27 protein-coding genes are annotated in these 24,842 nt (G+C 66.5%); 18 read left to right on the forward strand and 9 right to left on the reverse strand.

Translation table 11 applies throughout. From position 1 onward, the window contains the following. Positions 1-4 precede the first annotated feature (4 nt). Entirely contained in the window at positions 5-499 is a 495-nt protein-coding gene (locus ACCC97_RS14390; protein ID WP_007830173.1) for a hypothetical protein, read from the forward strand. 15 nt (positions 500-514) lie between these two features. On the opposite strand, the gene ACCC97_RS14395 is transcribed toward ACCC97_RS14390, so the two are convergent. From ACCC97_RS14395 to ACCC97_RS14435, 9 genes are all read right to left on the reverse strand, one after another. Then, positions 515-1,942 (reverse strand): hypothetical protein, encoded by a 1,428-nt coding sequence (locus ACCC97_RS14395; RefSeq protein ID WP_413333434.1) that lies wholly within the window; start codon positions 1,940-1,942, stop codon positions 515-517. 46 nt (positions 1,943-1,988) lie between these two features. Further along, a complete protein-coding gene (locus tag ACCC97_RS14400; RefSeq protein WP_007830178.1) occupies positions 1,989-3,095 on the reverse strand; it encodes a DegT/DnrJ/EryC1/StrS family aminotransferase in 1,107 nt (368 codons plus the stop codon). Then, complete coding sequence (locus ACCC97_RS14405; RefSeq protein ID WP_007830179.1) at positions 3,092-4,048, reverse strand: Gfo/Idh/MocA family protein; 957 nt, start codon at positions 4,046-4,048, stop codon at positions 3,092-3,094. The genes ACCC97_RS14400 and ACCC97_RS14405 overlap by 4 nt, the downstream gene beginning before the upstream one ends. Continuing rightward, positions 4,045-4,839 (reverse strand): hypothetical protein, encoded by a 795-nt coding sequence (locus ACCC97_RS14410; RefSeq protein ID WP_007830180.1) that lies wholly within the window; start codon positions 4,837-4,839, stop codon positions 4,045-4,047. The genes ACCC97_RS14405 and ACCC97_RS14410 overlap by 4 nt, the downstream gene beginning before the upstream one ends. Continuing rightward, positions 4,836-6,206 carry a glycosyltransferase gene (locus tag ACCC97_RS14415; RefSeq protein ID WP_413333437.1) on the reverse strand — a complete coding sequence of 457 codons (1,371 nt, stop codon included), beginning with the start codon at positions 6,204-6,206 and terminating at the stop codon, positions 4,836-4,838. The genes ACCC97_RS14410 and ACCC97_RS14415 overlap by 4 nt, the downstream gene beginning before the upstream one ends. 101 nt (positions 6,207-6,307) lie before the next feature. Next, on the reverse strand, positions 6,308-7,309 hold the full coding sequence (lipA, locus tag ACCC97_RS14420) for a lipoyl synthase (protein WP_007830183.1): 1,002 nt from the start codon (positions 7,307-7,309) through the stop codon (positions 6,308-6,310). Between the two features lie 7 nt (positions 7,310-7,316). Continuing rightward, positions 7,317-8,045, reverse strand: a complete 729-nt coding sequence (gene lipB / locus ACCC97_RS14425) for a lipoyl(octanoyl) transferase LipB (RefSeq protein WP_007830184.1) — start codon at positions 8,043-8,045, stop codon at positions 7,317-7,319. A gap of 31 nt (positions 8,046-8,076) precedes the next feature. Continuing rightward, a complete protein-coding gene (locus ACCC97_RS14430; protein WP_007830185.1) occupies positions 8,077-8,385 on the reverse strand; it encodes a YbeD family protein in 309 nt (102 codons plus the stop codon). Continuing rightward, a complete protein-coding gene (locus ACCC97_RS14435) occupies positions 8,382-9,275 on the reverse strand; it encodes a D-amino acid aminotransferase (RefSeq protein ID WP_413333440.1) in 894 nt (297 codons plus the stop codon). Before ACCC97_RS14435 ends, ACCC97_RS14430 begins: the two co-directional genes overlap by 4 nt. Before the next feature lie 157 nt (positions 9,276-9,432). Here ACCC97_RS14435 and ACCC97_RS14440 point away from each other — a divergent pair, with 157 nt between their 5' ends. The 17 genes from ACCC97_RS14440 to ACCC97_RS14520 all read left to right on the forward strand — a co-directional run bounded on the left by ACCC97_RS14440 (position 9,433) and on the right by ACCC97_RS14520 (position 24,770). Further along, on the forward strand, positions 9,433-9,918 hold the full coding sequence (locus ACCC97_RS14440) for an ATP synthase subunit I (RefSeq protein ID WP_413333442.1): 486 nt from the start codon (positions 9,433-9,435) through the stop codon (positions 9,916-9,918). Positions 9,919-9,922: 4 nt separating this feature from the next. Beyond that, positions 9,923-10,792, forward strand: a complete 870-nt coding sequence (gene atpB, locus ACCC97_RS14445) for a F0F1 ATP synthase subunit A (protein WP_007830189.1) — start codon at positions 9,923-9,925, stop codon at positions 10,790-10,792. 61 nt (positions 10,793-10,853) lie between these two features. Next, entirely contained in the window at positions 10,854-11,117 is a 264-nt protein-coding gene (gene atpE / locus ACCC97_RS14450; RefSeq protein ID WP_007830191.1) for a F0F1 ATP synthase subunit C, read from the forward strand. Positions 11,118-11,198: 81 nt separating this feature from the next. Next, complete coding sequence (locus ACCC97_RS14455) at positions 11,199-11,669, forward strand: F0F1 ATP synthase subunit B (RefSeq protein WP_007830193.1); 471 nt, start codon at positions 11,199-11,201, stop codon at positions 11,667-11,669. Positions 11,670-11,677: 8 nt separating this feature from the next. Continuing rightward, positions 11,678-12,208, forward strand: a complete 531-nt coding sequence (locus ACCC97_RS14460) for a F0F1 ATP synthase subunit delta (protein ID WP_007830197.1) — start codon at positions 11,678-11,680, stop codon at positions 12,206-12,208. Positions 12,209-12,247: 39 nt separating this feature from the next. Further along, positions 12,248-13,861: a F0F1 ATP synthase subunit alpha gene (atpA, locus tag ACCC97_RS14465; protein WP_007830199.1), complete on the forward strand. Its 1,614-nt coding sequence runs from the start codon at positions 12,248-12,250 to the stop codon at positions 13,859-13,861. Between the two features lie 33 nt (positions 13,862-13,894). Next, positions 13,895-14,770 carry a F0F1 ATP synthase subunit gamma gene (gene atpG, locus ACCC97_RS14470; protein ID WP_007830201.1) on the forward strand — a complete coding sequence of 292 codons (876 nt, stop codon included), beginning with the start codon at positions 13,895-13,897 and terminating at the stop codon, positions 14,768-14,770. An 89-nt stretch (positions 14,771-14,859) separates the two neighbouring features. After that, positions 14,860-15,246, forward strand: a complete 387-nt coding sequence (locus ACCC97_RS14475; RefSeq protein ID WP_413333444.1) for a hypothetical protein — start codon at positions 14,860-14,862, stop codon at positions 15,244-15,246. A 134-nt stretch (positions 15,247-15,380) separates the two neighbouring features. Further along, on the forward strand, positions 15,381-16,781 hold the full coding sequence (gene atpD / locus ACCC97_RS14480; RefSeq protein ID WP_007830203.1) for a F0F1 ATP synthase subunit beta: 1,401 nt from the start codon (positions 15,381-15,383) through the stop codon (positions 16,779-16,781). Positions 16,782-16,793: 12 nt separating this feature from the next. Next, positions 16,794-17,213, forward strand: coding sequence for a F0F1 ATP synthase subunit epsilon (locus tag ACCC97_RS14485; RefSeq protein WP_007830205.1), 420 nt, complete (start codon positions 16,794-16,796; stop codon positions 17,211-17,213). A 226-nt stretch (positions 17,214-17,439) separates the two neighbouring features. After that, the gene (locus ACCC97_RS14490; protein ID WP_007830207.1) at positions 17,440-18,609 is read left to right on the forward strand and encodes an ROK family protein; all 1,170 of its coding nucleotides are present in this window, start codon (positions 17,440-17,442) and stop codon (positions 18,607-18,609) included. Further along, complete coding sequence (locus ACCC97_RS14495) at positions 18,606-20,144, forward strand: sugar ABC transporter ATP-binding protein (RefSeq protein WP_007830208.1); 1,539 nt, start codon at positions 18,606-18,608, stop codon at positions 20,142-20,144. The genes ACCC97_RS14490 and ACCC97_RS14495 overlap by 4 nt, the downstream gene beginning before the upstream one ends. Continuing rightward, complete coding sequence (locus ACCC97_RS14500) at positions 20,107-21,138, forward strand: ABC transporter permease (protein WP_007830211.1); 1,032 nt, start codon at positions 20,107-20,109, stop codon at positions 21,136-21,138. Before ACCC97_RS14495 ends, ACCC97_RS14500 begins: the two co-directional genes overlap by 38 nt. 61 nt (positions 21,139-21,199) lie before the next feature. After that, positions 21,200-22,162 (forward strand): substrate-binding domain-containing protein, encoded by a 963-nt coding sequence (locus tag ACCC97_RS14505; protein WP_056589335.1) that lies wholly within the window; start codon positions 21,200-21,202, stop codon positions 22,160-22,162. A 109-nt stretch (positions 22,163-22,271) separates the two neighbouring features. Next, a complete protein-coding gene (locus tag ACCC97_RS14510; protein WP_042672931.1) occupies positions 22,272-23,435 on the forward strand; it encodes a Gfo/Idh/MocA family protein in 1,164 nt (387 codons plus the stop codon). A 25-nt stretch (positions 23,436-23,460) separates the two neighbouring features. Beyond that, positions 23,461-24,165, forward strand: a complete 705-nt coding sequence (locus tag ACCC97_RS14515; protein WP_413333446.1) for a phosphatase PAP2 family protein — start codon at positions 23,461-23,463, stop codon at positions 24,163-24,165. A gap of 77 nt (positions 24,166-24,242) precedes the next feature. Further along, complete coding sequence (locus tag ACCC97_RS14520) at positions 24,243-24,770, forward strand: DUF3617 domain-containing protein (RefSeq protein WP_007830215.1); 528 nt, start codon at positions 24,243-24,245, stop codon at positions 24,768-24,770. Positions 24,771-24,842 lie beyond the last annotated feature (72 nt).

A 24,842-nucleotide genomic window follows, 5' to 3' on the forward strand; every position in this document is an offset into this window, starting at 1 on the left:
CTCCATGGGTTTACTCGACATCCTCCAGCAGGCCATCGGCGGCAACGGCAGCCCCGAGGCCCACCTCGACAAGGTCACGCAGCAGGCATCGACCGACGAAGTCGGTGCGGGGCTCGCCGCGGCCATGCGATCCGACCAGACGCCGCCTTTCGGCGACATGGTGGGCAAGCTGTTCGGCCAGTCGTCGCCGCAGCAGCAGGCCGGCGTGCTCAACCAGATCCTGGCCACGCTGGGCCCGGCAGCGGCCTCGGCGCTGGCCGGCGGCGTGCTCGGCCGCATGCTGCAGCCGGGGCAGACGCAGGTCACGCCCGACCAGGCCTCGCAGCTGTCGCCTGCGCAGGTGACCGAGATTGCCGCGCATGCCGAGCAGCAGCACGCGGGCGTGATCGACGAGGTGAGCCGGTTCTATGCGCAGCACTCGGGGCTGATCAAGACACTGGGCGGCGCGGCGATTGCCATCGCGCTGGCGAAGATGAAGGAGAACGCCACGCGCGGTTGAGGCTGCGCGGCCCCGTCAGCGGGACGACGCAGTGGTGTCGGGCTGCGCCGTGTCGCCGCCGCGTTCGTATGCATCACGCGCCAGGCTGCGCCGGTTCCATAAATGCATGGATGCCGCACGCTGCGGCGTCAGCTGCGTCGGGAAATGCACGAAGTGGCTGTCGGCGGTCGCGTAGATCGCGGGCGCGTCCAGCGACAACGTGTCCACCACCTGGGCTTCGGTGACGAGGCCGTAGGCATTGAAGACATTCGCGAAGTAGGTCTGGTCGCCGCCGTTGGCGTGCACCGACGAGCGGTCGGGCGCGGCCTCGATCTGCCGGCAGACGTCTTCCACCAGCGCGTGCATCGCGGGCGTGTTGCGCACGCCGACCACGCTGGAGTTCATGTTCCAGGCCGTGTGGTCGTTGCCCACCAGCGCCTGCCGGCCGTCGACCAGCGGCTCCATGCGCAGCGACTGGTTCATGGCCAGGATGTCCGCATCGATCCACAGCAGGAACTCGTGCTCCGCGAGGTGGCGCCGCATGACGTGCGGCTTGGCCCACGAGCCTGTCAGGCCGTTGGCAAAGCCGGGCACCTTGCGGTAGAGGTGGTAGCCGTAGCCATGGCGCAGGCAGTAGCGCGCGAGGCTTTCTTCGTGGATGCGGCCGTAGCTGGCGATGTGGTGCGTGTAGATGCTGACGAAGGCGATGCGCGCGCCGGGGTTTAGGTGCAGGTCGTCCTCGGGTGGGGGCGTGGTCCCGGCGAGTAAGAGGAAGGGCGGGCGTTCGTCGGCGGCCAGGGCCGCGGCGTCCTCCACGAGGTTCTGCACGCCGCGGAAGTCGTAGTCCAGCGCCGGCGTCCACTGGTTTCCGGCGCCTGCGCGGCGCCAGGTGGGCGCGTCGCTGGCCACCAGCGGGCGCACACCCTGGATCGATTCGTAGTAGCTGCCCGCGGGCCAGTTGGCCTGCACATTGGCGTGGATGCCGTTGAGCAGGGGAAGGGCGCAGGGGCGGGGCGGGAAGACACGGGCGACCAGCGCGTTCTCGGGCTGCTCGTTGTCCTCCAGGATGCGCACTGCCCAATGGGAGACATGGTCGACCAACTGGCGCACCTGCTCGCGCACCGCGGCCGTGTTGCGCAGCAGCAGCATGCTGGTGTTGCAGAGCGCGTCGTCGTCGGGTTGCGCGCAGACCAGCGCGTCGATGCCGTCGAACACCTCTTCCAGCGGTCGGGGCCAGTAGACGACAGCGAACTGGTCGAGTACCAGCAGCAGGCTGCCCTCGTCGGCCTGCGCCAGGTGCTGGTAGATCGCGTGGTAGCGGAAGAAGACCGGCTGGCGCGGACCCCACACATGGGTGCTGTCGGCGATGCGGTGCGCGTAGCCGTACCGGCGCGCATAGGCTGCGTGGTTCTCGACCAGGCCCTCGACGGGGCGTGTGGCCAGCGTGGTCAGGATGGTGGCCATCTGATCCGTTCTCCCTTTCGATGTGGTCCCGCGGCGTTGGCCGCCGCTATGCGCCGGAAGCTTGCCGTACGACGCCGATGATGTACTCGATTTCCTCGTCGCCGAGCATCGGATAGAGCGGCAATGCGAGCGAACAGCCGGCCAGTTTTTCGCTGTGCGGCAGGGCGCGGGTGCCATGCCAGGGCCGCAGCGCCTCGTGCCGGTGCAGCGGCTGCTCGTAGTAGACCCGGGTGGCGATCCCTGATGCGGCCAGCCGCGCCGCGAAGGCCGCGCGTTCGCGGGGGCCGGGCAGGGTGATGACGAAATAGTTCCACGCGTGGCCCGCCGAGCCTCGCGGCAAACCGATCGGGCAGTCCGCCCAGGCCGCCATGTAGCGCGCTGCGATGGCGCGCCGTCGCGCGATGTTGTCCGGAAAGTCGTCCAGCGCGGCATTGAGCAGGCAGGCCTGCAATTCGTCCATGCGGCTGTTGTGTCCGAGGCAGTGGTGCCGGCCGTCGGCGTAGCCGTGGTTGCGCAGCAGCCGCGCCTTGCGGGCATGCTGCGGATCCTTGAAGGCCAGCGCACCGGCGTCGCCGGCGGCGCCGAGGGTCTTGGTCGGATAGAAGCTCATCGCCGCGGCGTCGCCCCAGGTGCCGGCGGCATGGGCGCCCAGGCATTGCGCGACGTCCTCGACCAGCCACAGCTTCTCGTCGCGGCAGTAGGCGGCCAGTTCGGGCAGGCCGCTCGGGTCGCCGAAGAGGCCAACCGCGAGGATTGCGCGGGTGCGCGGCGTGCGGGCGTCGCGGAAATGCGCGAGCGTCGGCAGGAAGTCGTCCGGCGCGCTGTCGACGAAGACCGGCCGCGCGCCCGCAGCGAGCACCGCTTCCGCGCAGGCGACGAAGGTGTAGCTCGGCAGCAGGACCTCGTCCAGCGCGTCCCCTCCGCCCGCGCTTCCGATGCCGAGGCTCTTGAAGGCCAGCAGAAGCGCTTCGGAGCCCGATCCCACGGCCACGGTCTCGCGGCCTTGCAGCAGGCCGGACAGCCGTGCCTCGAAAGCCTCGGCCTGCGGACCGAGGATGTACACGCCGCTGCGCAGCACTGCGGCGAGGGACTGGGCCAGGTGCGCCGCTCTCGGTTCGGTGGATGCGGCCGACCGGAACAGCGGGATCTTCATGCGTGCAGTACCTGGCAAGCCCGGGTCACGGCCGCCAGGCCATCGGCACCCGACGCGACGCGGCTGGCCTGGCCCAGGATGGCGCGCCTGAAGCCGTGGTACTGCCGTGCCAGGGCGTCGTCGCCGGTCGTCGTCGTCGTCGAACGCGCGCCGCTGCGCAGGTCCAGCAACTGCTCCCGGTGGCCGTCGCACACCTGCAATCGAGCGATCGCCGGCGTGCTGGCGTAGCCGCTCTCGAATTCGGCGACCAACGTGCCCAGCCGCACGCGCGCACGCACGCTGTGCACGTCGATGTGCCGTGCGAGCACTTCCATTGGCGCTTCCGCGGGAATCGCGCACAGCCAGGCGAACAGGTCGAGGTCGTGCACCATCAGGTCCAGCACGCTGTCCCTGGCCATGGCAACGCGCGTCGAATAGCGGCGAAACCGCATGAACGGACGCTGGTCCTGGCGGTGGCTTGCCGCGGCATTGCGCAGCCGGGCGAGGAGCACGGTGCCGAACACGGGGTTGAAGCGCTCGATGTGGCCGGTGCTCAGCGTCACGCCGTATTGCCGCGCCGTGCGGACCATCAGGGCACCGTCGTGCCGGTCGATGCAAAGCGGCTTTTCGACCAGCACGTGGCAGCCGCGCCGCATCAACGACAGGGCAAGCTCGGCGTGCGCGTCGTCGCTGGTGGCAACGGTGGCCGACGCGATGCCCGGCGGCAGGTCGTCAACGCTGGACAGCAATGGCAGCGCCGCGAGATCTGCGCCGGCGCGGGCCGACGACGAGCAATCCACGAGGGCACGCAGCTGGAAGCCGCGCAGGGCGAGGAGCTTTCGGGCGTGGATGCTGCCGAAGCGGCCAAGGCCCACGATCGCATGGGCCAGTGCGGCGTCGACCGGGCTCGCGGCTGCCGTATCGGCGGCGATGGCGGTCGTGCTGTCGTCGCTGGCTGGCGTCGTGAAGGTCATCGAGGCATCGATGGATGTGTCATCGCGTCGCGCAGCCGATCCGCCACGGCCTGCAGATGCGCGCCGCGGATGACGTGCTTGTAGACGCCGGCTGCGACGCGTTCCTCCCCGAAGATTTCGAAGGCGGGTTTGGTGGCGGGCGCCTCCGCCAGTTCATAGCGCGTGGGCTGCGCGGCGAAGAGGCATTCCCGGCCGTAAGCCTGGGCGCCGAACTCGGCGATGAAGCCCGCCAGCTCGCGCTCCAGCTGGCCGCCGAAGCTGTGCGCGTAACCGTGCATGTCGTCGAGCTTGGCCTGCAACTCGGGGCCGTCGAGCTCGACCATGACATGGCGCTCGGAAGCCAGCCGTGCCGGTGGACTCGGATGGCCCACGGTGGGATAGCCGAGCGATACGACCGTGCGGCCGCGCGCCACGGCGTGCGCGGCGACCTGGTTGGCCAGCAGGCGGCACAGGTCGTGCGAAGGGTTGTAGTCCTCGGCTTCATCGGCAACGATGCAGTCGATGCCTTGCTCCACGACGTGCGTCGTCAAGGCGTGGACCCACTGCGTGAACAGGCGCGTGTCGCCTTCAAGCAGCGCCCGGTAGATGTCGGCATCGGCAACCGGCCGCACCACATCCGCAATCCAGCGGGCCCCCGCGCGTGCGAGGTTGTCGATCGTCGGTTCGAGCCGCGGCACGCCGCTCGAACCGGCGCCGTTGGTCAGCACCACGAAGTCCGGCCGCTCGTTGCGCAGCCACTTCCACAGCAGCAGTTCGTGCCCCGAATGGGCGGCGATCACCAGCGCCTTCATGCGCGCGGACCGCCGGGCCGGACGAGGGTTGATACCCGCCGCAGCGGTCCGGTCACACGCCACGAACGGCTGGCGTAGACCTCGCGCAGCTGTGCCTGGAGCAGGGCGAGTTCGGTGCGCGCCTGCCGGGTCTGCTGCTCGGCTTCGGCCAGCCGTGCGTTGCAATCGGCGTTCGATTGCGACGCCTGCGCCGCCTGTACGGCCTGCGCGGCGGTCTGCATGGCGAGCTGCGCTGCGGCCTGCATGGCGGCGAGCTCCGTCTGCCGGCGTGCCTCTTCGGCCTGGCGTTGCAGCTCTGCCTGCAGCGCGTCGATTCGAGCCTGATGCATGCGTTGATGGTCGTTGAAGGATTGCTGGATCCACCCGATGTGCTGCTGCAAGGACGCAACAGCCAGATGCGCCGCCGACGGGTTGCCGCGCCGGATCCAGTCCTCCATATAGCGGGCCACCTCATTCGCGCGCTGGCTTGCGGGCACCTCGATCACGGGGTGCTGCAGGGCCATGCGCTGCGCGCAGCGCTCAAGCGCGCCGAGCGTTGCGTCGAGGCCGCCATGCGCACGCATCCATTCGCCGGCCTTGCCCGCATCCTCGGCGTCGTATCGATCGAGTTCGGCGCCCACGTTCTCCCGCGTGATCGGCCGGATCAGCAGCGCCCGGCCGAAATTCCAGCGCCGCGCGTGGGCCACGGTGGCCGCCGTCACCATCTCGCCCATGCCCGAACTCGGATCGAGCACCACCACCGCGTTGCCGGTGCACAGTGCCTCGGTGGCGCAGCGCCCCTTGCCGAAGACGATGTCGTAGCGGCCGAGTGCCTCGGCCGGGTCGGGCAGGTGGTTGCCGGTGCCGCTGCCGATCACGTCCAGCGACAGTCCGCGCTGCACGCAGGCGGCGCGGATTTCCTCGAGCTGCGCGTCGTGCGAGGCGTAGTTGCTGAAGACCAGCGCCGTCCGGGGCTGGGCCGGCAGCCCGCCGCGCCGCGGAAAGCGCGAAAGATCGATCCCGTTCTGGATCAGCTCGATGCGTTCGCGCGCGATGCCGAACTCGTGCACCAGGCGCTCCGCGCAGTTCTCGTCGACGGCCACATGGCATACGACCTGCGTGAACTGCGCCGGGCGTCCGTGTTCGGCGCTTCGGTCGTGGCATATCGTGAGGACCGGCACGTCGTGGAAATGCAGCAGCGCGCGAACCGTCTCGTGGTGCGTGTTGCCGATGATCACGTCCGGCCGCGCCGCAATGTCGCTCAGTTCGGTGACGCAGGCAATCGAGGCAAAGCGCAGTTCGTCGGCCATGTCCCCGAAGGCCGTTGCAAAGATCGTGACGGCGTGGCCGCGGCGGCGCAGCCACAGCGCCAGGTCGCGGGTGAACATTTCCGCCCCCGTGCGATGCACGAGATAGCACATCGCCAGCAGGATGTGCAGGGGCCTGCCTGACTGCGGCGCGTCCGCCGCTGGGACGGTCGCCGCGGCGTTCAATCGAGCGAGGGCGCGCCGGCCAGAACGTGTCCTGCCTGCTGGTCGGCGTGGTAGCTGGAGCGCACCATCGCGCCCACGGCCGCGTGGCTGAAGCCCATCTTGTAGGCCTCTTCCTCGAACATCTTGAAGGTGTCCGGGTGCACGTAGCGGCGCACCGGCAGGTGCGAGCCCGACGGCGACAGGTACTGGCCGATGGTCAGCATGTCGATGCCGTGCGCGCGCATGTCGCGCATGACTTGCAGGATCTCCTCGTCGGTCTCGCCGAGGCCCACCATGATGCCGCTCTTGGTCGGCACGTCGGGGTGCAGCGCCTTGAACTTCTTCAGCAGGTTCAGGCTGAACTGGTAGTCGCTGCCGGGGCGCGCTTCCTTGTACAGGCGCGGCGCGGTCTCGAGGTTGTGGTTCATCACGTCCGGCGGCGCGGCCTTGAGGATTTCAAGGGCGCGGTCGTCGCGGCCGCGGAAGTCGGGCACGAGGATCTCGATCTGCGTCGTCGGCGAGAGCTCGCGGATGTTGCGGATGCAGTCGACGAAGTGCTGGCTGCCGCCGTCGCGCAGGTCGTCGCGGTCGACGCTGGTGATCACCACGTACTTCAGGCGCAGCTTGGCGATGGTCTTGGCCAGGTTGAGCGGCTCGTCCTTGTCGAGCGGGTCGGGGCGGCCATGGCCCACGTCGCAGAACGGGCAGCGGCGCGTGCACTTGTCGCCCATGATCATGAAGGTGGCCGTGCCATTGCCGAAGCATTCGCCGATGTTCGGGCACGAGGCCTCTTCGCAGACCGTGTGCAGGTTGCTCTCGCGCAGGATCTGCTTGATCTCGTAGAAGCGCGTGGTCGGGCTGCCGGCCTTGACGCGGATCCACTCGGGCTTCTTGAGCACCTCGCCCTGCTGCACCACCTTGACGGGGATGCGCGAGAGCTTGGCCGCGGCCTTCTGCTTGGCCAGCGGGTTGTAGTTTTCGGCGCTTTGGGCGTCGCGGACGACTTCTGTGGTGCTCATTGGTGTGTCAAGGCGCGAGGAAGGCACCGAGCTTCTGGCTCAGCACCGTGGCGGCTTCTTCCCATGTGGTTTGGATGCCGATTGTAGAAAGGTCGACCGTCTGCAGCCCCGCATACCCGCATGGGTTGATGCGGGAGAAGGGTTCGAGGTCCATCTCGACATTGAGCGCCACGCCGTGGTAGGTGGCGTGGCGGCTCACCTTGATGCCCAGCGCGGCGATCTTGCCGAGACCGCGAAACGGGTCGCCCGCAGGCAGCGGGCCGGTCAGCGCCGAACCGGTTGAAGGCGATGCTTTCAGCATCGCGTGCGAGAACGGGTCGTCCAGCCGCACGTAGATGCCCGGCGCGCTCGCCACGCGGTGGCCGGTGACGCCGAAGTGAGCCAGCGTGCGCAGCACCGATTCCTCGATGCGATAGACGTATTCCTTGACGAAGTAGCCCGCGCGGCGCAGGTCGATCAGCGGGTAGGCCACCACCTGGCCGGGGCCGTGGAACGTGACCTGGCCGCCGCGGTCGGTCTGCACGACGGGAATGGCGCCGGGGTTCAGGATGTGGTCCTGCTTGCCCGCAATGCCTTGCGTGAAGACCGGGGCGTGTTCGCAAACCCATAGCGCATCGGGCGTGTCCGCTGTGCGCTCCTGCGTGAACTGCTTCATTGCCGCGAAGGTGTCGGCGTAATCGACGCGGCCCAGCGGGCGCAGCTCGATGGCGGGGACGATGGCGGCGGTGCCTGTCATGGCGTGGTTCGCCGTGCGGACGGCACGGGGGTCAAAGCACGACCTTGACCATCGGATGCGCCGACAGCGCGCGGTAGATGTCGTCGAGCTGCTCGCGGCTGGTGGCCGTGACGGTGATGGTCACGCCGAGGTAGTTGCCGGCCTTGCTGTCGCGCAGCTCGACGGTGGTGGCGTCGAAGGCGGGATCGAAGCGCTCGGCGATCTGGGTGACGGCGTGCACGAAGCCGTCGACCTTGGCGCCCATCACCTTGATCGGAAACTGCGAGGGGTACTCGATCAGCGATTCCTTGCGCGGATCGGGGATCGCGGTGGTGTCGGTGGTGGTCGTGTTGTCGGTCATGCCGGGGCTCCGTGTTTCTGTGCGTTGTGTTGCTTGGCCTGCTGGTAGGCCGCATACAAGCTCTGGTAGATGGGGCCGGGGCGGCCATTGCCAATAGCCTGCCCGTCGAGGCTGACGACGGGCAGCAGCTCCTTGCTGGCCGAGGAGATCAGCAGCTCGTCGGCGGCGAACACCTCGTCGCGCGAGATGGGGCGCAGCGCGAACGCAATGCCCTGCGCCTTGCACAGACGCTCGAGCAGCCCGTAGCGGATGCCGGTCAGCACGAGGTTGTTCTTCGGCGGGCCCGCCAGCGTGCCGTCCTTCACGATCCACACGTTGCTCGACGAGGCCTCGCTGAGCCATTCGTCGCGGAACATGATGGTCTCGGTCGCGCCGGCTTCCACGCTGATCTGGCGCGCAAGCACGGCGCCCAGCAGGCTGGTGCTCTTGATGTGGGCCTTCTGCCAGCGGAAGTCGGCCGCGGTGACGCAGGCCACGCCCTTGGCGCGGATGGCATCGGAGATGGGCGGCAGCGGGTTCACCATCACGAACACCGTCGGGCGGATGCCGCGCACCATCGCGTGGTCGCGCGGGGCCACGCCGCGCGTCACCTGAAAGTAAACGGACTGGGGCGCGTCGCCGCCGGGCGCGACCAGCCGCATCACGATCTCGCGCCACTGCGCGAGCGACAGCGGGTTCTCGATCTGCAGTTCGGCGAGCGAGCGGTCGAGGCGGGCCATGTGCTCCTCGAAGCAGAAGGGCTGGCCGAAGTAGACGGGGACGTATTCGTAGATGCCGTCGCCGAAAATGAAGCCTCGGTCGAGGACGCTGATCTTCGCGTCGCGCAGGGCGGTGTATTCGCCATCGAGGTAACAAAGCGTGGCGGGCAGGGCATCGGTGATAGGGTGCATGCCGGAATTATGGTTGCGTGCGCCGCGTCGGGTTCGAGTCAGGGAATGCAGCATCGATTTGCATGCGCGGCAGCACGGGTGGCGGGACAGGCTGGGTTTTTACTTATAATCAATGGCTTTGTAGAAATTCTGGGTCGTCATCCGGGCTTCATTCGAAATGAAAAAAATCGCCCGTCAAGACTCGGAGGTCGTTGAAGACCTCGACGCAGAATTCAAGCCGTTGACCGCCGATGAGGCGCGTGAACTGCGGGCAAAGAACCCTTCGGTCTCCCCATGGCGGGTGGTCGCGGGGCAGTTGGTTGTCGGTCTGGTGGTGGCTCTGGCCGCCTGGGGACTGACGGGGAGGCAAAATCTGGGTTGGTCCGCCGCTTATGGCGCGATCGCGGTGGTCATTCCGGCGGCGGTGTTCGCGCGCGGGTTGACCGGCAGGTTCTCTTCCCTGAATCCAGGCACTGCGGTGTTCGGATTCTTCCTCTGGGAAATGGTCAAGATGGCCTTGTCCGTGGCGATGCTGATCGCCGCGCCGAGGCTGATAACGGCGCTGAGCTGGCCAGCAATGCTGATCGGCCTGGTGGTGACAATGAAGGCGGCCTGGTTGGCGGTGATGTTCTCGCCCCGGCGCCGGCAACAACGAGACGAGTAACGGAATGGCTGCTGAAAACGCTGCGGAACATGGTCAGACCGCTGGTGAATACATCGTTCACCACTTGACGCATCTGCAAAGCTCCAAGCCTGCAGGTGTGGCCGATCTTTCGGTCTTCAACTTCGATTCGCTGTTTTTCTCCATCGCTCTGGGTGTCCTGGGCTGCTGGTTGCTCTGGCTGGCTGCACGCAAGGCCACGTCGGGCGTTCCGGGCCGCTTCCAGGCTGCCGTCGAACTGCTGGTTGAAATGGTCGACCAGCAAGCCAAGGGCATCGTCCACAACGCCACGAGCCGCAAGTTCGTCGCACCGCTGGCCCTTACCATCTTCGTGTGGATCTTCCTGCTGAACGCAATGGACCTGTTTCCGGTCGATTTGTTCCCGGCGATCTGGGCCAAGATCTTCCACATCGCGGGTGAAGACCCGCACCACGCCTACCTGCGCGTCGTGCCTACCGCCGACCTCTCGGTGACGATGGGCATGTCGGTGGCCGTGCTGCTGATCTGCATCTTCTACAACATCAAGATCAAGGGCGCCGGCGGCTGGATCCACGAACTGTTCACCGCACCCTTCGGCAACCACTGGGCGCTGTACCCCTTCAACTTCGCCATGCAGATGATCGAGTTCATCGCCAAGACGGTCTCGCACGGCATGCGGTTGTTCGGCAACATGTACGCCGGCGAACTGATCTTCCTGCTGATCGCCCTGATGGGCGGTGCCTGGTCCGTGTCGGCCACCGGCATCGGCCTGGCCATCGGCCACATCATCGCGGGCACGGCCTGGGCCATCTTCCACATCCTGATCATCACGCTGCAAGCCTTCGTGTTCATGATGCTGACGCTGGTCTACATCGGCCAGGCCCACGATCACCACTGATCATCCGCTTTCGTTTTTTGTTTTTCGTTTTCTCTTCAACCAAAGTCCTCTAGGAGTCATCATGGAAGTTATTAGCTTTGTTGCACTGGCCGCCGGCCTGATCATCGGTCTGGGCGCTGTGGGCGCATGTATCGGCATCGGCATCATGGGCAGCAAGTACCTCGAGTCGGCCGCACGTCAGCCTGAACTCATGGGCGAACTTCAAACCAAGATGTTCCTGCTGGCTGGTCTGATCGACGCCGCTTTCATTATCGGCACCGGTATCGCTCTGTGGTTCGCAACGGCCAACCCGTTCCTGGCTCAGATCGCCAACCTGCCGAAGTAAGTCTTTCTCGTCGGACCTGCGTCGTCGTTCCCTAGTCCCCTAGCGAATGGCTTCGATTCAATCCCAAAGAGAGGGTGAAAAGTGAGCATTACCGGTACCCTGATCGTTCAGATGATCGTGTTCCTGATCCTGGTCGGGTTCACGATGAAGTTCGTGTGGCCGCCGATCGCGAAAGCGCTGGACGACCGCGCTGCGAAGATCGCCGAAGGCCTCGCTGCCGCCGACAAGGCCAAGTCCGAGCTGTCCGCCGCCAACAAGCGCGTGGAAGCCGAACTGGGCCAGGCGCGCAACGAGTCCGCACAGCGTCTTGCCGACGCCGAACGTCGCGCCCAGGCCATCGTTGAAGAGGCCAAGGCCCGCGCGACCGAGGAAGGCAACAAGATCGTTGCAGCCGCACGCGTCGAAGCCGACCAGCAGGCACTGAAGGCCCGTGAAGCCCTGCGCGAGCAGGTTGCTGCACTGGCCGTCAAGGGCGCAGAGCAGATTCTGCGCAAGGAAGTGAATGCGGGCGTTCACGCCGATTTGCTCGCCCGCCTGCAGACCGAACTCTGATAGAAGCCATGGCTGAACTCGCCACCATTGCACGCCCCTACGCCGAGGCGCTTTTCAAGGCGTCGTCGTCCGACGTCGCCGGAACCAGCGTCTGGCTCGAAAAGCTTGCCGCCATCGGAGCCAATCCGGAGCTCCAGCAACTCGCCGACAACCCCAAGGTTACGGCCGAGCAGGTTCTCGGCGTGGTCGCCGGTGCATTCGCTGCGCCGTTGCCCGCAATGGCCCAGAACTTCCTGGCTGCGCTCCTCGAGAACGGGCGTTTCTCGGTGCTGCCGGAAATTGCGAAGCAGTTCCGGACACTGTCCAACGCGAAGAGCGGCTCGTCCGACGCCGTGGTCTACAGCGCTTTCCCGATCGAAGTCTCGGCTCTGGCCAGTGTGGCGGCCGCGCTCGAAAAGCGCTTCGGTCGCAAGCTGCAGGTCACGGTCCAGCAGGAGCCGGAACTGATCGGTGGCATTCGTGTGGTGGTCGGCGACGAGGTGCTCGACACCTCCGTCAAAGCGCGCCTTGAACAAATGAAAGTTGCGCTGGCGGCCTGACCGGTCTCCATCGCCTTACAAAGAAAGAAGGAAAGAGTCATGCAACTCAATCCCGCAGAAATTTCCGAACTGATCAAGAGCCGCATCGAGGGCCTCGGGGTCAGCGCCAACATCCGCAACGAAGGCACCGTGGTTTCGGTGACCGACGGCATCGTGCGCGTGCACGGCCTGTCGGACGCGATGCAAGGCGAAATGCTTGAATTCCCGCCGAGCGCAGACGGCACGCCGTCGTTCGGCCTCGCACTGAACCTCGAGCGCGACTCCGTCGGCGCCGTGATTCTGGGCGAGTACGAGCACATCTCCGAAGGCGACACCGTCAAGTGCACGGGCCGCATCCTGGAAGTGCCCGTGGGTCCTGAACTCATCGGCCGCGTGGTGAATGCCCTGGGCCAGCCGATCGACGGCAAGGGTCCCATCAACGCCAAGATGACCGACGTGATCGAAAAGGTCGCTCCCGGCGTGATCGCACGGAAGTCCGTCGACCAGCCGATGCAGACCGGCCTGAAGTCCGTCGACTCGATGGTGCCCGTCGGCCGTGGCCAGCGCGAGCTGATCATCGGCGACCGCCAGACCGGCAAGACGGCTGTCGCCATCGACGCGATCATCAACCAGAAGGGTCAGAACATGACCTGCGTCTACGTTGCGATCGGCCAGAAGGCTTCGTCGATCAAGAACGTGGTGCGCGCACTCGAACAAGCCGGCGCGATGGACTACACCATCGTGGTGGCGGCATCGGCTTCCGAATCGGCGGCCATGCAGTACGTGTCGGCCTACTCGGGTTGCACGATGGGCGAATACTTCCGCGACCGCGGCCAGGACGCGCTGATCGTCTATGACGACCTGTCCAAGCAAGCCGTGGCCTACCGCCAGGTCTCGCTGCTGCTGCGCCGCCCGCCAGGCCGCGAAGCCTACCCCGGCGACGTGTTCTATCTCCACAGCCGCCTGCTCGAGCGCGCAGCCCGCGTGAACGCCGACTACGTCGAAGCTTTCACCAAGGGTGAAGTCAAGGGCAAGACCGGCTCGCTGACCGCACTGCCGATCATCGAAACGCAAGCCGGCGACGTGTCCGCTTTCGTGCCGACCAACGTGATCTCGATCACCGACGGCCAGATCTTCCTGGAAACCAACCTGTTCAACGCCGGTATCCGTCCCGCCATCAACGCCGGTATTTCGGTGTCGCGCGTGGGTTCGTCGGCGCAGACCAACCTGGTGAAGAACCAGTCCGGCGGTATCCGTACCGACCTGGCGCAGTACCGCGAACTCGCGGCCTTCGCCCAGTTCGCCTCGGACCTCGACGAAGCCACCCGCAAGCAGCTCGACCGCGGTGCCCGCGTGACCGAACTGCTCAAGCAGACCCAGTACAGCCCGCTGCCCATCTCGCTGATGAGCGCCACGCTGTTCGCGGTGAACAAGGGCTTCATGGACGACATCGACGTCAAGAAGGTTCTCTCGTTCGAACACGGCTTCCACCAGTTCCTCAAGTCGAGCCACGCACCCCTGCTGGCCACGATGGAAAAGAACGGCGCCAAGTGGGACCCGAAGCCCGCGAAGGCCGACGACAGTGACGAGAAGAAGGCTTTCAAGAAGGTCTGCCAGGACGCGGAAGCCGAACTGCTGGCCGCCGCCACTTCGTTCAAGAAGTCGTTCGCCTGATCGACGCCTTGATCGACGCAAGAAGGAGCTCTCATGGCAGCTGGTAAGGAAATCCGCGGCAAGATCAAATCGGTGGAGAACACCAAGAAGATCACCAAGGCCATGGAAATGGTCTCGGTTTCCAAGATGCGCAAGGCGCAGGAACGCATGCGCGCCGCTCGCCCCTACAGCGAAAAGATCCGCAACATCGCGGCCAATCTCGGCAAGGCGAACCCGGAGTACACCCACGCGTTCATGAAGACGACCGAGGCCAAGGGCGTCGGTTTCATCATCGTGACCAGCGACAAGGGCCTGTGCGGCGGCTTGAACACCAACCTGCTGCGTGCCGTGACGGCCAAGCTGCGCGAAGCGCAGGCAGCGGGCAACGTGGTCGAGTCGGTTGCCATCGGCAGCAAGGGTCTGGGTTTCCTCAACCGCATCGGCGCCCGCGTGGTGGCGCATGTGACGCACCTGGGCGACACGCCGCATCTCGACAAGCTCATCGGGCCGGTCAAGACGCTGCTCGACGCCTATGCCGAGGGCAAGCTGTCGGCTGTGTACCTGTGCTACACGAAGTTCATCAACACCATCAAGCAAGAGCCGATGGTGGAGCAACTGCTGCCGCTGAAGGCCGAGACGCTGCAGGTCGAGTCGGGTCATCACTCGTGGGACTACATCTACGAACCCGACGCGCAAAGCGTGATCGACGAGCTGCTGGTGCGCTACGTGGAATCGCTGGTGTACCAGGCCGTGGCCGAAAACATGGCATCCGAGCATTCGGCGCGCATGGTGGCCATGAAGGCTGCGACCGACAACGCGGGCAACGTGATCAGCGAACTGAAGCTGGTCTACAACAAGACCCGCCAGGCCGGCATCACCAAGGAGCTGTCCGAGATCGTGTCCGGCGCGGCTGCGGCCGCAGGCGTTTGATCGAGGCAATGCAACAGGCCGCGTTGCTGATCGGATGCGCTCTGCGCGTTCGCTAACCCAAGGCCTATTTTTAGGGGACTCTGCGCAAAATGAAGAAGATTCTTGCCCTGGTGGCGGTTGCCGCCGCCCTGACTGCCTGCTCCAAGAAGGAAGAGGCGCCTGCGCCTGCACCGGCTCCCGCCGCTGCACCCGCAGCGCCCGCTCCGGCCCCAGCTCCCGCAGCAGCGCCGGCCGCTCCCGCCGCAGCGGCCCCGGCAGCATCGGCCGACCTGCCGCAGGAGTGCAACGACTACCTCGCCAAGGTGCAGGCGTGCGTTTCTTCGCAAAGCGGTGCTGCCGCCGACGCGATGAAGGCCAACCTCGACCAGACGAAGGCCACCTGGGCTTCGATGGGCGCGGACAAGGCTGCACTGGGCCAGGCCTGCAAGGCAGCTTCGGACGCCTTCGCTGCGCAAGCAACGGCCATGAAGTGCTGATGAGCTGACGACGACAAGAAACTCAAGGGTGCCGGCCCGTCCGGCATTCTTGCAAAAGCGGCCCGTTTCGGCACCAGGACGCTTCTGCAAGAACCTGTCGCAAATTTATTGAGATCCATCCAGAAGGAAACGCCATGGCTGAAGGAAAAATTGTCCAATGTATCGGCGCCGTGGTCGACGTGGAGTTCCCGCGTGACCAGATGCCCAAGGTGTACGACGCCTTGAAATTCGAAGGCAGCGCGCTGACTCTCGAAGTCCAGCAGCAGCTCGGCGACGGCGTGGTGCGCACGATTGCGCTGGGCTCGTCCGACGGCCTGCGCCGCGGCATCATCGTGAAGAACACCGGCGCACCCATCACGGTGCCCGTGGGCAAGGCCACGCTCGGCCGCATCATGGACGTGCTGGGCGCGCCCATCGACGAACGCGGCCCGGTCGGCCAGGAGCTCACCGCTTCGATCCACCGCAAGGCTCCCGCGTACGACGAACTGTCGCCTTCGCAAGACCTGCTGGAAACCGGCATCAAGGTGATCGACCTGGTGTGCCCGTTCGCCAAGGGCGGCAAGGTGGGCCTGTTCGGCGGCGCCGGCGTGGGCAAGACCGTGAACATGATGGAACTCATCAACAACATCGCCAAGGCTCACTCGGGTCTGTCGGTGTTCGCCGGTGTGGGTGAACGTACCCGCGAAGGCAACGACTTCTATCACGAGATGGCCGACTCCGGCGTGGTGAACCTCGAGAAGCTCGAAGACTCGAAGGTCGCCATGGTCTACGGCCAGATGAACGAACCCCCGGGCAACCGTCTGCGCGTGGCGCTGACCGGCCTGACCATTGCCGAGTCGTTCCGCGACGAAGGCCGCGACGTGCTGTTCTTCGTGGACAACATCTACCGCTACACGCTGGCCGGTACCGAAGTGTCGGCTCTGCTGGGCCGCATGCCTTCCGCCGTGGGCTACCAGCCGACGCTGGCCGAGGAAATGGGCCGCCTGCAGGAGCGGATCACGTCGACCAAGGTCGGCTCGATCACCTCGATCCAGGCCGTGTATGTCCCAGCCGACGACTTGACCGACCCGTCGCCCGCAACGACCTTCGCCCACCTGGACTCCACCGTGGTGCTGTCGCGCGACATCGCTTCGCTCGGTATCTACCCCGCCGTGGACCCGCTGGACTCGACCTCGCGCCAGCTCGACCCGAACGTGGTCGGCGAAGAGCACTACAACGTGGCCCGCGCCGTGCAAGGCACGCTGCAGCGCTACAAGGAACTGCGCGACATCATCGCCATCCTGGGCATGGACGAGCTGGCTCCCGACGACAAGCTCGCCGTGGCCCGCGCCCGCAAGATCCAGCGTTTCCTGTCGCAGCCGTTCCACGTGGCCGAAGTGTTCACGGGCTCGCCTGGCAAGTACGTGCCGCTTGCCGAAACCATCCGTGGTTTCAAGATGATCGTGAACGGCGAAGCCGACCACCTGCCAGAACAAGCGTTCTACATGGTGGGCAGCATCGACGAGGCGTTCGAAAAGGCCAAGAAGGTCGCTTAAGAAGGAATCACCATGGCAGGCACCATTCATGTGGACGTGGTCAGCGCGGAAGAGTCGATCTTCTCGGGCGAAGCCAAGTTCGTCGCGCTGCCCGGTGAAGCCGGTGAGCTCGGCATCTACCCGCGCCACACCCCGCTGATCACGCGCATCCGCCCCGGCGCCGTGCGCATCGAAACGGCCGACGGCGGCGAAGAGTTCGTCTTCGTGGCCGGCGGCATTCTCGAGGTGCAGCCCAATGCCGTCACCGTGCTGTCCGACACCGCGATCCGCGGCAAGGACCTCGACGACGAAAAGGCCAATGTGGCCAAGGCCGCAGCCGAGGAAGCACTGAAGAATGCGAAGAGCGACATCGACATCGCGATGGCGCAATCGGAGCTCGCCGTGATGGCCGCCCAGATCGCTGCGCTGCGCAAGTACCGCCAGAAAAAGTAATCGGCCTTCCCGATTGCTCGGTCAAGGAGCCGCCCTCGGGGCGGCTTTTTGCTTTTGAAGCTCGCATCGCTCCGTCTCGCTTCGATCTGAATTTGGTCAAAGTTCAGCCTTGTCCGGCTAAAGGCCTCCGCCTAGTATTCGCCTTCGCCCCAACCAGGGCGCGGCGAAGACAAGAACACCGGAGACAAGACGCGTGGCACGTTGGAGTGGCATCACTGCGGACGAGATGCGGCTGCTGGAAACGACCTTCTGGTCGGCCGGCGGTTCGCGCCATGCCATGGCCGAACAGCTCGGTTTTTCCAAGAGCAAGGCCAACGGGCTGATCGCCGGCCTCGTCGACCAGGGCCTGCTTGCCGAAGCCGGCCTGCAGCGCTCCTCGGGCGGGCGCCGCGCCGAGAATCTCCAGCTGAATGCCGGGCTCGGCGTGCTCGTCGGCATCGACATCGGCGCCACCAGTCTCGATGTGGCCGTGCTGCGGCCCGACCTCACTGTGCTCGCGCAGCACGACGAACCAGCCGACGTGCGCGAAGGCCCGGCCGTGGTGCTGGCGCGCGTGCGCACGCTCATGCGCGAACTGCTGGCCCGCTGCAATGTGGGCGCCAGGGACGTGCTCGGCATCGGCATTGGCGTGCCCGGCCCCGTGAACTTCGAGATCGGACAGCTCGTGAACCCGCCACTGATGCCGGCGTGGGACAGCTTCTCGATCCGCGACTACCTGCGCGAGGACTACGCGGCGCCTGTCTTCGTCGACAACGACGTGAACCTGATGGCGCTTGGCGAACTCTGGCGCCTCAAGCGTTCGCTGAGCAACTTCCTCGTCATCAAGATCGGCACCGGCATCGGCTGCGGCATCGTCTGCCACGGCGAGGTGTACCGCGGCGCCGCCGGTTCGGCCGGGGACGTGGGCCACATCTGCGTCGACCAGGAAGGCCCGCGCTGCCACTGCGGCAATCTCGGCTGCGTCGAGGCCATGGCCGCCGGTCCCGCGATCACGCGCATGGCGATGCAGGCGGCCGAAGCCGGCGAAAGCGCGGCGCTCGCCGAGTGCCTGCGCGTGCACGGCCGTATCGACGCGATCGATGTGGGCCAGGCCAGCCGCGGCGGCGATACGGCGGCCAACGCCATCATCCAGCGCGCAGGCAGCCTGATCGGGCAGATGCTTGCGTCGGTCGTCAACTTCTTCAACCCGTCGCACGTGTTCATCGGCGGCGGCATCACGCGCATCGGCCCGCTGTTCCTCGCGGCCGTGCGGCAGAGCGTGTACCAGCGCTCGCTGGCACTCTCCACGCGGCATCTCGAGATCCAGTACGCGCCGCTCGGCACGCAGGGCGGCCTCGTCGGCGCGGGTGTGCTCGCGATGCACGAGACGCTGAAGGTCCGAGGAGTGGCGCCATGACGGCGGCAGGCACCGGCAAGGGCAGCGTGGCCGTCGAGTTCGACGGCGTGGTGAAGGCCTTTGGCCCCGTGCAGGTCTTGCACGGCGTGAGCTTCGCGCTCGCGCCCGGCCACGTCTACGGCCTGCTCGGCGAGAACGGCGCGGGCAAGTCGACGCTGATGAAGATCCTCGCGGGCTATGAATCGCTGAGCGGCGGCACGCTGCGCATCAACGGCCAGCCGCAGCAGTTCGGGAGTTCGCGCGACGCCGAGGCGCTGGGCATCGTGCTCATCCACCAGGAGTTCAACCTCGCGGAAGACTTGAGCGTGGCGCAGAACATCTTCCTGGGCCATGAAAAGAAGAAGGGCTGGCTGCTCGATGACGCATCGATGGAGCGCGACGCCGCCACGGCACTCGCCGCGGTCGGGCTGAAGATCGACCCGCGCACCAAGGTCCGTCGCCTCATCGTCGCCGAGAAGCAGCTCGTCGAGATCGCCAAGGCCATCGCCCGCCGCGCGCGCCTGCTCGTCATGGACGAGCCCACCGCGACGTTGACGCCGGGCGAAACCGAGCGCCTGTTCAAGCTCATCGCCCAACTGCGTGCCGACGGCGTGACCATCGTCTACATCTCGCACAAGCTCGACGAAGTGGAGCAGGTCACCGACGAAGTGATCGTCATGCGCGATGGCCGCTTCGTCGCGCGCGCGCCCACGGCCGAGGTCACGCGCCAGCAGATGGCCAACCTCATGGTGGGCCGCGAACTGGCCGACCTCTACCCGCCGCGCGACGTGGTCGTGGCGGCCGATGCACCCGCCATGCGCGTGCGCAACTTCAGCGTGTCCGGCTGGGCGCAGGATGCGAGTTTCGAGGTGCGCCCCGGCGAGATCCTTGGCTTTGCGGGCCTCGTCGGCGCGGGCCGCACTGAACTCTTCGAAGGGTTGCTCGGCCTGCGCCCCGCGAGCGGCAGCGTCGAGATGCTCGGAAAGCCGGTGCCCGGTGGCAAGGGCTGGCGCAACCCGCGCGATGCCGCGAGGCACGGCCTCACGTACCTCAGCGAAGACCGCAAGGGCAAGGGCCTGCACGTCAACTTCGGCCTGCGTCAGAACCTCACGCTGATGGCGCTCGAGCGCTATGCACAGCCATGGCTCAGGCCCGAGGCCGAACGCGGCGCGCTGGCCGAGGCGGTGAAGGACTACGGCATCCGCACCGGCTCGCTCGACGTCAGGGCCTCGTCGCTGTCGGGCGGCAACCAGCAGAAGCTCGCGCTCGCCAAGGTGCTGCAACCTCGCCCCAAGGTGGTGGTGCTCGACGAGCCCACGCGCGGCGTCGACGTGGGCGCCAAGCGCGACATCTATTTCCTGATCCAGCGACTCGCCCGCGAAGGGCTCGCGGTGATCGTCGTTTCGTCGGAGCTGATGGAGCTGATCGGCCTGTGCCACCGCGTCGCGGTGATGCGCGCGGGCCGGCTCGTCACCACGCTCGATGCAGGCCATCTGACCGAAGAGGAGCTCATCGCTCATGCCACCGGAACCGCAAACTCCCCCGCAGTCGCTTGAGGCCGCGCAGCAGCAGCACCGCAGCGAGGCGGCGCCGCGCTGGACGCAGCGCCTGCACGGGCTCGGCCCGGTCATCGGACTCGCGCTGCTGTGCATTGCCGGCACGCTGCTGAACGGCGACTTCGCCACGCTCGACAACGCGATGAACGTGCTCACGCGCACCGCCTTCATCGGCATCATCGCGGTGGGCATGTGCTTCGTGATCATCTCGGGCGGCATCGACCTGTCGGTGGGCTCGATGGCCGCGCTCATCGCGGGCAGCGTGATCATGTTCATCAACTGGGCCGGCCCGGCGTCGGGCTCGCCGCTGTTGGCGGTGGTGATGGGCGCGGTGCTGGCGGTGGTGCTCGGCGCGGTGTTCGGCCTTGCGCACGGCCTACTGATCACCAAGGGGCGCATCGAGCCCTTCATCGTGACGCTGGGCACGCTCGGCATCTTCCGCGCCTACCTCACGTACTTCGCCGACGGCGGCGCGCTCACGCTCGACAACGAGCTGTCGGACCTCTATGCGCCCGTGTACTACGCGAGCCTTGCGGGCATCCCGGTGCCGGTGTGGGTGTTCGTGATCGTCGCGATCATCGGCGGCGTGATCCTGAATCGCACGGCCTATGGACGCTACGTGCAGGCCATCGGCTCCAACGAGCAGGTGGCGCGCTATGCGGCCGTGGACGTCGACCGCGTGAAGATCCTGACCTACGTGCTGCTCGGCGTGTGCGTGGGCATCGCCACCCTGCTGTACGTGCCGCGCCTGGGCTCGGCATCGCCGACCACCGGCCTGCTGTGGGAACTCGAGGCCATCGCGGCCGTGATCGTCGGCGGCACCGCGCTCAAGGGCGGCGCGGGCAGCATCACCGGCACCGTGGTGGGCGCGATCCTGCTCTCGGTCATCAGCAACATCCTGAACCTCACCAGCATCATCAGCGTGTACCTGAATGCGGCGGTGCAGGGCTTCGTGATCATCATCGTCGCGTTCCTGCAGCGCGGCCGCCGGTAGACCGTTTCTCGTTGTTCCCGTTCGTACGTTCGTTCCATCCACCAAAGAGGAGACATCCAGCATGACGACTTTCACCCGACGCATCGCACTCACGGCAGTTGCCGCTGCTGCATTCGCCAGCCTGCCCGCGCTCGCCGCGGAGAAGGTCAACCTCGGCGTTTCGATTCCCGCGGCCACGCACAGCTTCATGGGCGGCATCAACTACTGGGCCAACCAGGCGAAGAAGGACCTCGAGAAGGAACACAAGGACCTGAAGATCACGATCAAGACTGCGGCGAACGCGCCCGAGCAGGCCAACCAGCTGCAGGATCTTTCGACGGTCACCAAGATCAACGCGCTGGTCGTGTTCCCGTTTGAATCGGCCGCACTGACGAAACCGGTCGCGCAGGTCAAGGCCAAGGGAGCGTACGTCACCGTGGTCGATCGCGGCCTGACCGACACCAGCGCGCAGGATGCGTACGTGGCGGGCGACAACACCGCCTTCGGCAAGATCCCGGCCGAGTACATCGTCAAGCAGCTCGGCGGCAAGGGCAACGTGGTGGCGCTGCGCGGCATCGCGACCACGCTGGACAACGAGCGCATGGACGCGTTCAACGCCGTGCTCAAGGGCAGCCCCGACATCAAGCTGCTCGACGCCAAGTACGCCAACTGGAACCGCGACGATGCCTTCAAGGTCACGCAGGACTACCTCACGCGCTTCAAGAACATCGACGCCATCTGGGCGGCCGACGACGACATGGCCGTGGGTGTGCTCAAGGCCATCGAGCAGGCCAAGCGCGACGACATCAAGATCATCTTCGGCGGCGCGGGCGCCAAGGGCATGGTCAAGACCATCATGGACGGCAAGGACAAGCGCATTACGGCTGACGTGAGCTACTCGCCGAAGTTCATCTACGACGCGATCAAGCTGACGGCCGAGGCGCGGCTGAAGGGCGAGAAGCTGCCGGCGACGACGATCATTCCTTCGGTGCTGATCACGAAGGAAAACGCCAAGGACTTCTACCACCCTAACTCGCCGTTCTGAGTTCTCCCCCAGGCTTCGCGCACTTCGTGTCGCTACGCCAACCCCCTTCCGGGGGCAACACCTGCGGCCCGGCGAAGCCGGTTCCGCGGTGTTCCTTGAAGAACACGACATGACCGATACCTCTCTTCGCAAGCTCCGATATGCCATGGTCGGCGGCGGCCGCGACGCCTTCATCGGCGGCGTGCACCGCAAGGCCATGGCGCTCGACGGCCAGATCGAACTCGTGGCCGGCGCGCTGTCGTCGAGCCCGGACAAGGCGCGCGCCTCGGGCCGCGACCTCGGCCTGGCCGACGGCCGCAACCACGGCGACTGGCAGTCGCTGCTGGCCGACGAGCTGAAGCGCCCGCTGGAAGAGCGCATCGACTTCGTGTCGATCGTCACGCCCAATCACGTGCACTTTCCGGTGGCGCAGGCCTTTGCCGAAGCCGGCTTCCATGTGGTGTGCGACAAGCCGCTGGTGCACACGCTCGCGCAGGCCGAGGCGCTGGTCGCCGCCGTGGCGAAGCAGGGCACGGTGTTCGGCGTTACCTACAACTACACGGGCTACCCGATGGTGCGGCAGGCGCGCGAGATGGTGCGCTCGGGCCAGATCGGCGAGGTGCGCAAGGTCGTCGTCGAATACAACCAGGGCTGGCTCGCGAGCCACGTCGAAGGCGGCACCAACAAGCAGGCCGACTGGCGCACCGACCCCGCGAAGAGCGGCGCGGCCGGTGCCATCGGCGACATCGGCTCGCATGCCGAGAACCTCGTCGCCACCGTCACCGGGCTGCAGATCGACAGCTTGTGCGCGGACCTGAGCGCGCTGGTGCCGGGCCGCATGCTCGACGACGACGGCAGCCTGCTGCTGCGCTTCGAGGGCGGCGCGCGCGGCGTGCTGATCGCCTCGCAGATCAACACCGGCCTGGAAAACGACCTGCGCCTGCGCGTCTCCGGCACGCTGGGTACGCTCGAGTGGCGCCAGGAGCAGCCGAGCCAGTTGATGCATCTGCCGCACGACGGACCGAAGCGCGTGCTGACGCGCGGCGCGCCCTGGCTGTGCGAATCCGCGAAGCGCGCGAGCCGGCTGCCGGCGGGGCATCCCGAAGGTTTCATCGAAGCCTTCGCGAATGTCTATGCGGGCGTGGCGGCGGACATCCGCGCGCGGCTGGCGGGTCAGCCGGCCGACCCGCTGGACGCCGACTACCCGCGCGTGGAGGACGGCGCGCGCGGTGTGCGGTTCATCGAGCGCACTGTGGCCTCGGCGAAAAGCGAATTAAAGTGGACGCCCTGGTAGCGCGCTGCGCGCTGCACAGGCCTCCATGACACCTTCCGCCTCCGACGCATCTTCTTCATCGACGGCACAGCAGCCCTGGGTGGCTGCCCTGTGGCGGCGCTGCATCACGCTGTTCCCGTTGAAGCTGGTCGGCAACACGGTCGCCACTCTCGGCTTCTTCCCCCTGTACTTCTGGATCATGAAGCACGCCAGCCAAGCCTGGGTGCTGCCGCTCACGGCCGTCGACCATCTCATCGCCTTCTGGCCAGCACTGCTGCCGGTGTACCTCTCGCTCTGGGGCTACATCGCGCTGCCGGTGCTGCTGGCCAAGGACAAGCGCGAGCTGTCGAGCTTTTCCTTCGGCTGCGCGGCGATGACGGTCTTCGCGCTGCTCGTGTTCTGGTTCGTGCCCACGGCGATTCCGAACTTCGCGGTCGACACCGCGCCGGGCACCTCGCTGCAGTTCCTCAAGATGGTCGACTCGGCGGGCAACGCCTTTCCTTCGCTGCACGTCTCGTTCTCGGTGTTCACGTGCGTCGCGCTGGCGCGGCAGCTGCGCGAAGTGGGGGCGCCGCGCTGGTTGCGCATCGCCAACATGGCCTGGGCCGTCGGCATCGTCTACTCGACGATGGCGGTGCGCCAGCATGTGTTGATCGACGTGCTGGGCGGCCTGGCGCTGGGCGTGGCGCTCGGTGTCGCCACACGGCAGCGCGGCCCGGCGCTCGCACCGGTGCACGCGCGACCGGCGTAGGCCGATTGCGGTATTCCGCCGCGGCGGGGTGCGCGGTACAACCCGGGCATCGTCGTCCACCGGTGCGGGAGCCCGCCATGAAGATTCGTTTGTCCTCCCTCGCAGCCTGCATCGCGGCCGGTGCCGTCGCATGCCCTGCGTTCGCCCTCGACTTTCCCTCGCGCAAACCCGGCCTGTGGGAAATCCAGACCGGGGACGGCACGGGCAAGGGACCCGGCGCCGGCCACACCGTGCAGCAGTGCATCGACGCGGCCAGCGACAAGGCGCTGCGTGACATGGGCCAGGGCATGGGCAAGGACATGTGTTCGAAGCAGGAGCTGCGTTCCGACGGCGGCAAGCTGGTGATGGACTCGGTCTGCAAGATCGGCAATACGGTCGCCACCTCGCATGCGGTGTTGAGCGGCGACTTCGGCACGGCCTATCGCATGGAAAGCAAGTCGACCTACAACCCGCCGCTGATGGGCCGTGCCGAAGGCGCGAGCGTCATGGAGGCCAGGTGGATCGGCCCCTGCAAGGCCGACCAGAAGCCAGGCGACATGGTCATGTCCAATGGCATGAAGATGAACGTGCTCGACATGGCGAAAAACCGGCCGAAGAAGCCGTAGCCCGCCGCACGCCGGGTAGGCGCCGGCCCACAGCGCTTTGCGCCCGCCGTGGCGCGGCGGGAAACCGTCGCT

Origin of the sequence: Variovorax sp. Varisp85 (assembly GCF_047304045.1) — a bacterium.
Classification (GTDB): domain Bacteria; phylum Pseudomonadota; class Gammaproteobacteria; order Burkholderiales; family Burkholderiaceae_C; genus Variovorax.

What these genes read in the sequence shown, in the direction of transcription:
- lipA (WP_007830183.1), bottom strand. Translation starts at nt 7,309, where the DNA reads ATGAGCACCACAGAAGTCGTCCGCGACGCCCAAAGCGCCGAAAACTAC.
- atpE (WP_007830191.1), top strand. Translation starts at nt 10,854, where the DNA reads ATGGAAGTTATTAGCTTTGTTGCACTGGCCGCCGGCCTGATCATCGGT.
- ACCC97_RS14490 (WP_007830207.1), top strand. Translation starts at nt 17,440, where the DNA reads ATGCGGCTGCTGGAAACGACCTTCTGGTCGGCCGGCGGTTCGCGCCAT.
- ACCC97_RS14475 (WP_413333444.1), top strand. Translation starts at nt 14,860, where the DNA reads ATGAAGAAGATTCTTGCCCTGGTGGCGGTTGCCGCCGCCCTGACTGCC.
- ACCC97_RS14510 (WP_042672931.1), top strand. Translation starts at nt 22,272, where the DNA reads ATGACCGATACCTCTCTTCGCAAGCTCCGATATGCCATGGTCGGCGGC.
- ACCC97_RS14405 (WP_007830179.1), bottom strand. Translation starts at nt 4,048, where the DNA reads ATGACCTTCACGACGCCAGCCAGCGACGACAGCACGACCGCCATCGCC.
- ACCC97_RS14520 (WP_007830215.1), top strand. Translation starts at nt 24,243, where the DNA reads ATGAAGATTCGTTTGTCCTCCCTCGCAGCCTGCATCGCGGCCGGTGCC.
- lipB (WP_007830184.1), bottom strand. Translation starts at nt 8,045, where the DNA reads ATGACAGGCACCGCCGCCATCGTCCCCGCCATCGAGCTGCGCCCGCTG.
- ACCC97_RS14515 (WP_413333446.1), top strand. Translation starts at nt 23,461, where the DNA reads ATGACACCTTCCGCCTCCGACGCATCTTCTTCATCGACGGCACAGCAG.
- atpD (WP_007830203.1), top strand. Translation starts at nt 15,381, where the DNA reads ATGGCTGAAGGAAAAATTGTCCAATGTATCGGCGCCGTGGTCGACGTG.
- ACCC97_RS14500 (WP_007830211.1), top strand. Translation starts at nt 20,107, where the DNA reads ATGCCACCGGAACCGCAAACTCCCCCGCAGTCGCTTGAGGCCGCGCAG.
- atpA (WP_007830199.1), top strand. Translation starts at nt 12,248, where the DNA reads ATGCAACTCAATCCCGCAGAAATTTCCGAACTGATCAAGAGCCGCATC.
- ACCC97_RS14440 (WP_413333442.1), top strand. Translation starts at nt 9,433, where the DNA reads ATGAAAAAAATCGCCCGTCAAGACTCGGAGGTCGTTGAAGACCTCGAC.
- ACCC97_RS14390 (WP_007830173.1), top strand. Translation starts at nt 5, where the DNA reads ATGGGTTTACTCGACATCCTCCAGCAGGCCATCGGCGGCAACGGCAGC.
- ACCC97_RS14435 (WP_413333440.1), bottom strand. Translation starts at nt 9,275, where the DNA reads ATGCACCCTATCACCGATGCCCTGCCCGCCACGCTTTGTTACCTCGAT.
- atpG (WP_007830201.1), top strand. Translation starts at nt 13,895, where the DNA reads ATGGCAGCTGGTAAGGAAATCCGCGGCAAGATCAAATCGGTGGAGAAC.
- ACCC97_RS14485 (WP_007830205.1), top strand. Translation starts at nt 16,794, where the DNA reads ATGGCAGGCACCATTCATGTGGACGTGGTCAGCGCGGAAGAGTCGATC.
- atpB (WP_007830189.1), top strand. Translation starts at nt 9,923, where the DNA reads ATGGCTGCTGAAAACGCTGCGGAACATGGTCAGACCGCTGGTGAATAC.
- ACCC97_RS14495 (WP_007830208.1), top strand. Translation starts at nt 18,606, where the DNA reads ATGACGGCGGCAGGCACCGGCAAGGGCAGCGTGGCCGTCGAGTTCGAC.
- ACCC97_RS14415 (WP_413333437.1), bottom strand. Translation starts at nt 6,206, where the DNA reads ATGTTCACCCGCGACCTGGCGCTGTGGCTGCGCCGCCGCGGCCACGCC.
- ACCC97_RS14430 (WP_007830185.1), bottom strand. Translation starts at nt 8,385, where the DNA reads ATGACCGACAACACGACCACCACCGACACCACCGCGATCCCCGATCCG.
- ACCC97_RS14505 (WP_056589335.1), top strand. Translation starts at nt 21,200, where the DNA reads ATGACGACTTTCACCCGACGCATCGCACTCACGGCAGTTGCCGCTGCT.
- ACCC97_RS14400 (WP_007830178.1), bottom strand. Translation starts at nt 3,095, where the DNA reads ATGAAGATCCCGCTGTTCCGGTCGGCCGCATCCACCGAACCGAGAGCG.
- ACCC97_RS14460 (WP_007830197.1), top strand. Translation starts at nt 11,678, where the DNA reads ATGGCTGAACTCGCCACCATTGCACGCCCCTACGCCGAGGCGCTTTTC.
- ACCC97_RS14395 (WP_413333434.1), bottom strand. Translation starts at nt 1,942, where the DNA reads ATGGCCACCATCCTGACCACGCTGGCCACACGCCCCGTCGAGGGCCTG.
- ACCC97_RS14410 (WP_007830180.1), bottom strand. Translation starts at nt 4,839, where the DNA reads ATGAAGGCGCTGGTGATCGCCGCCCATTCGGGGCACGAACTGCTGCTG.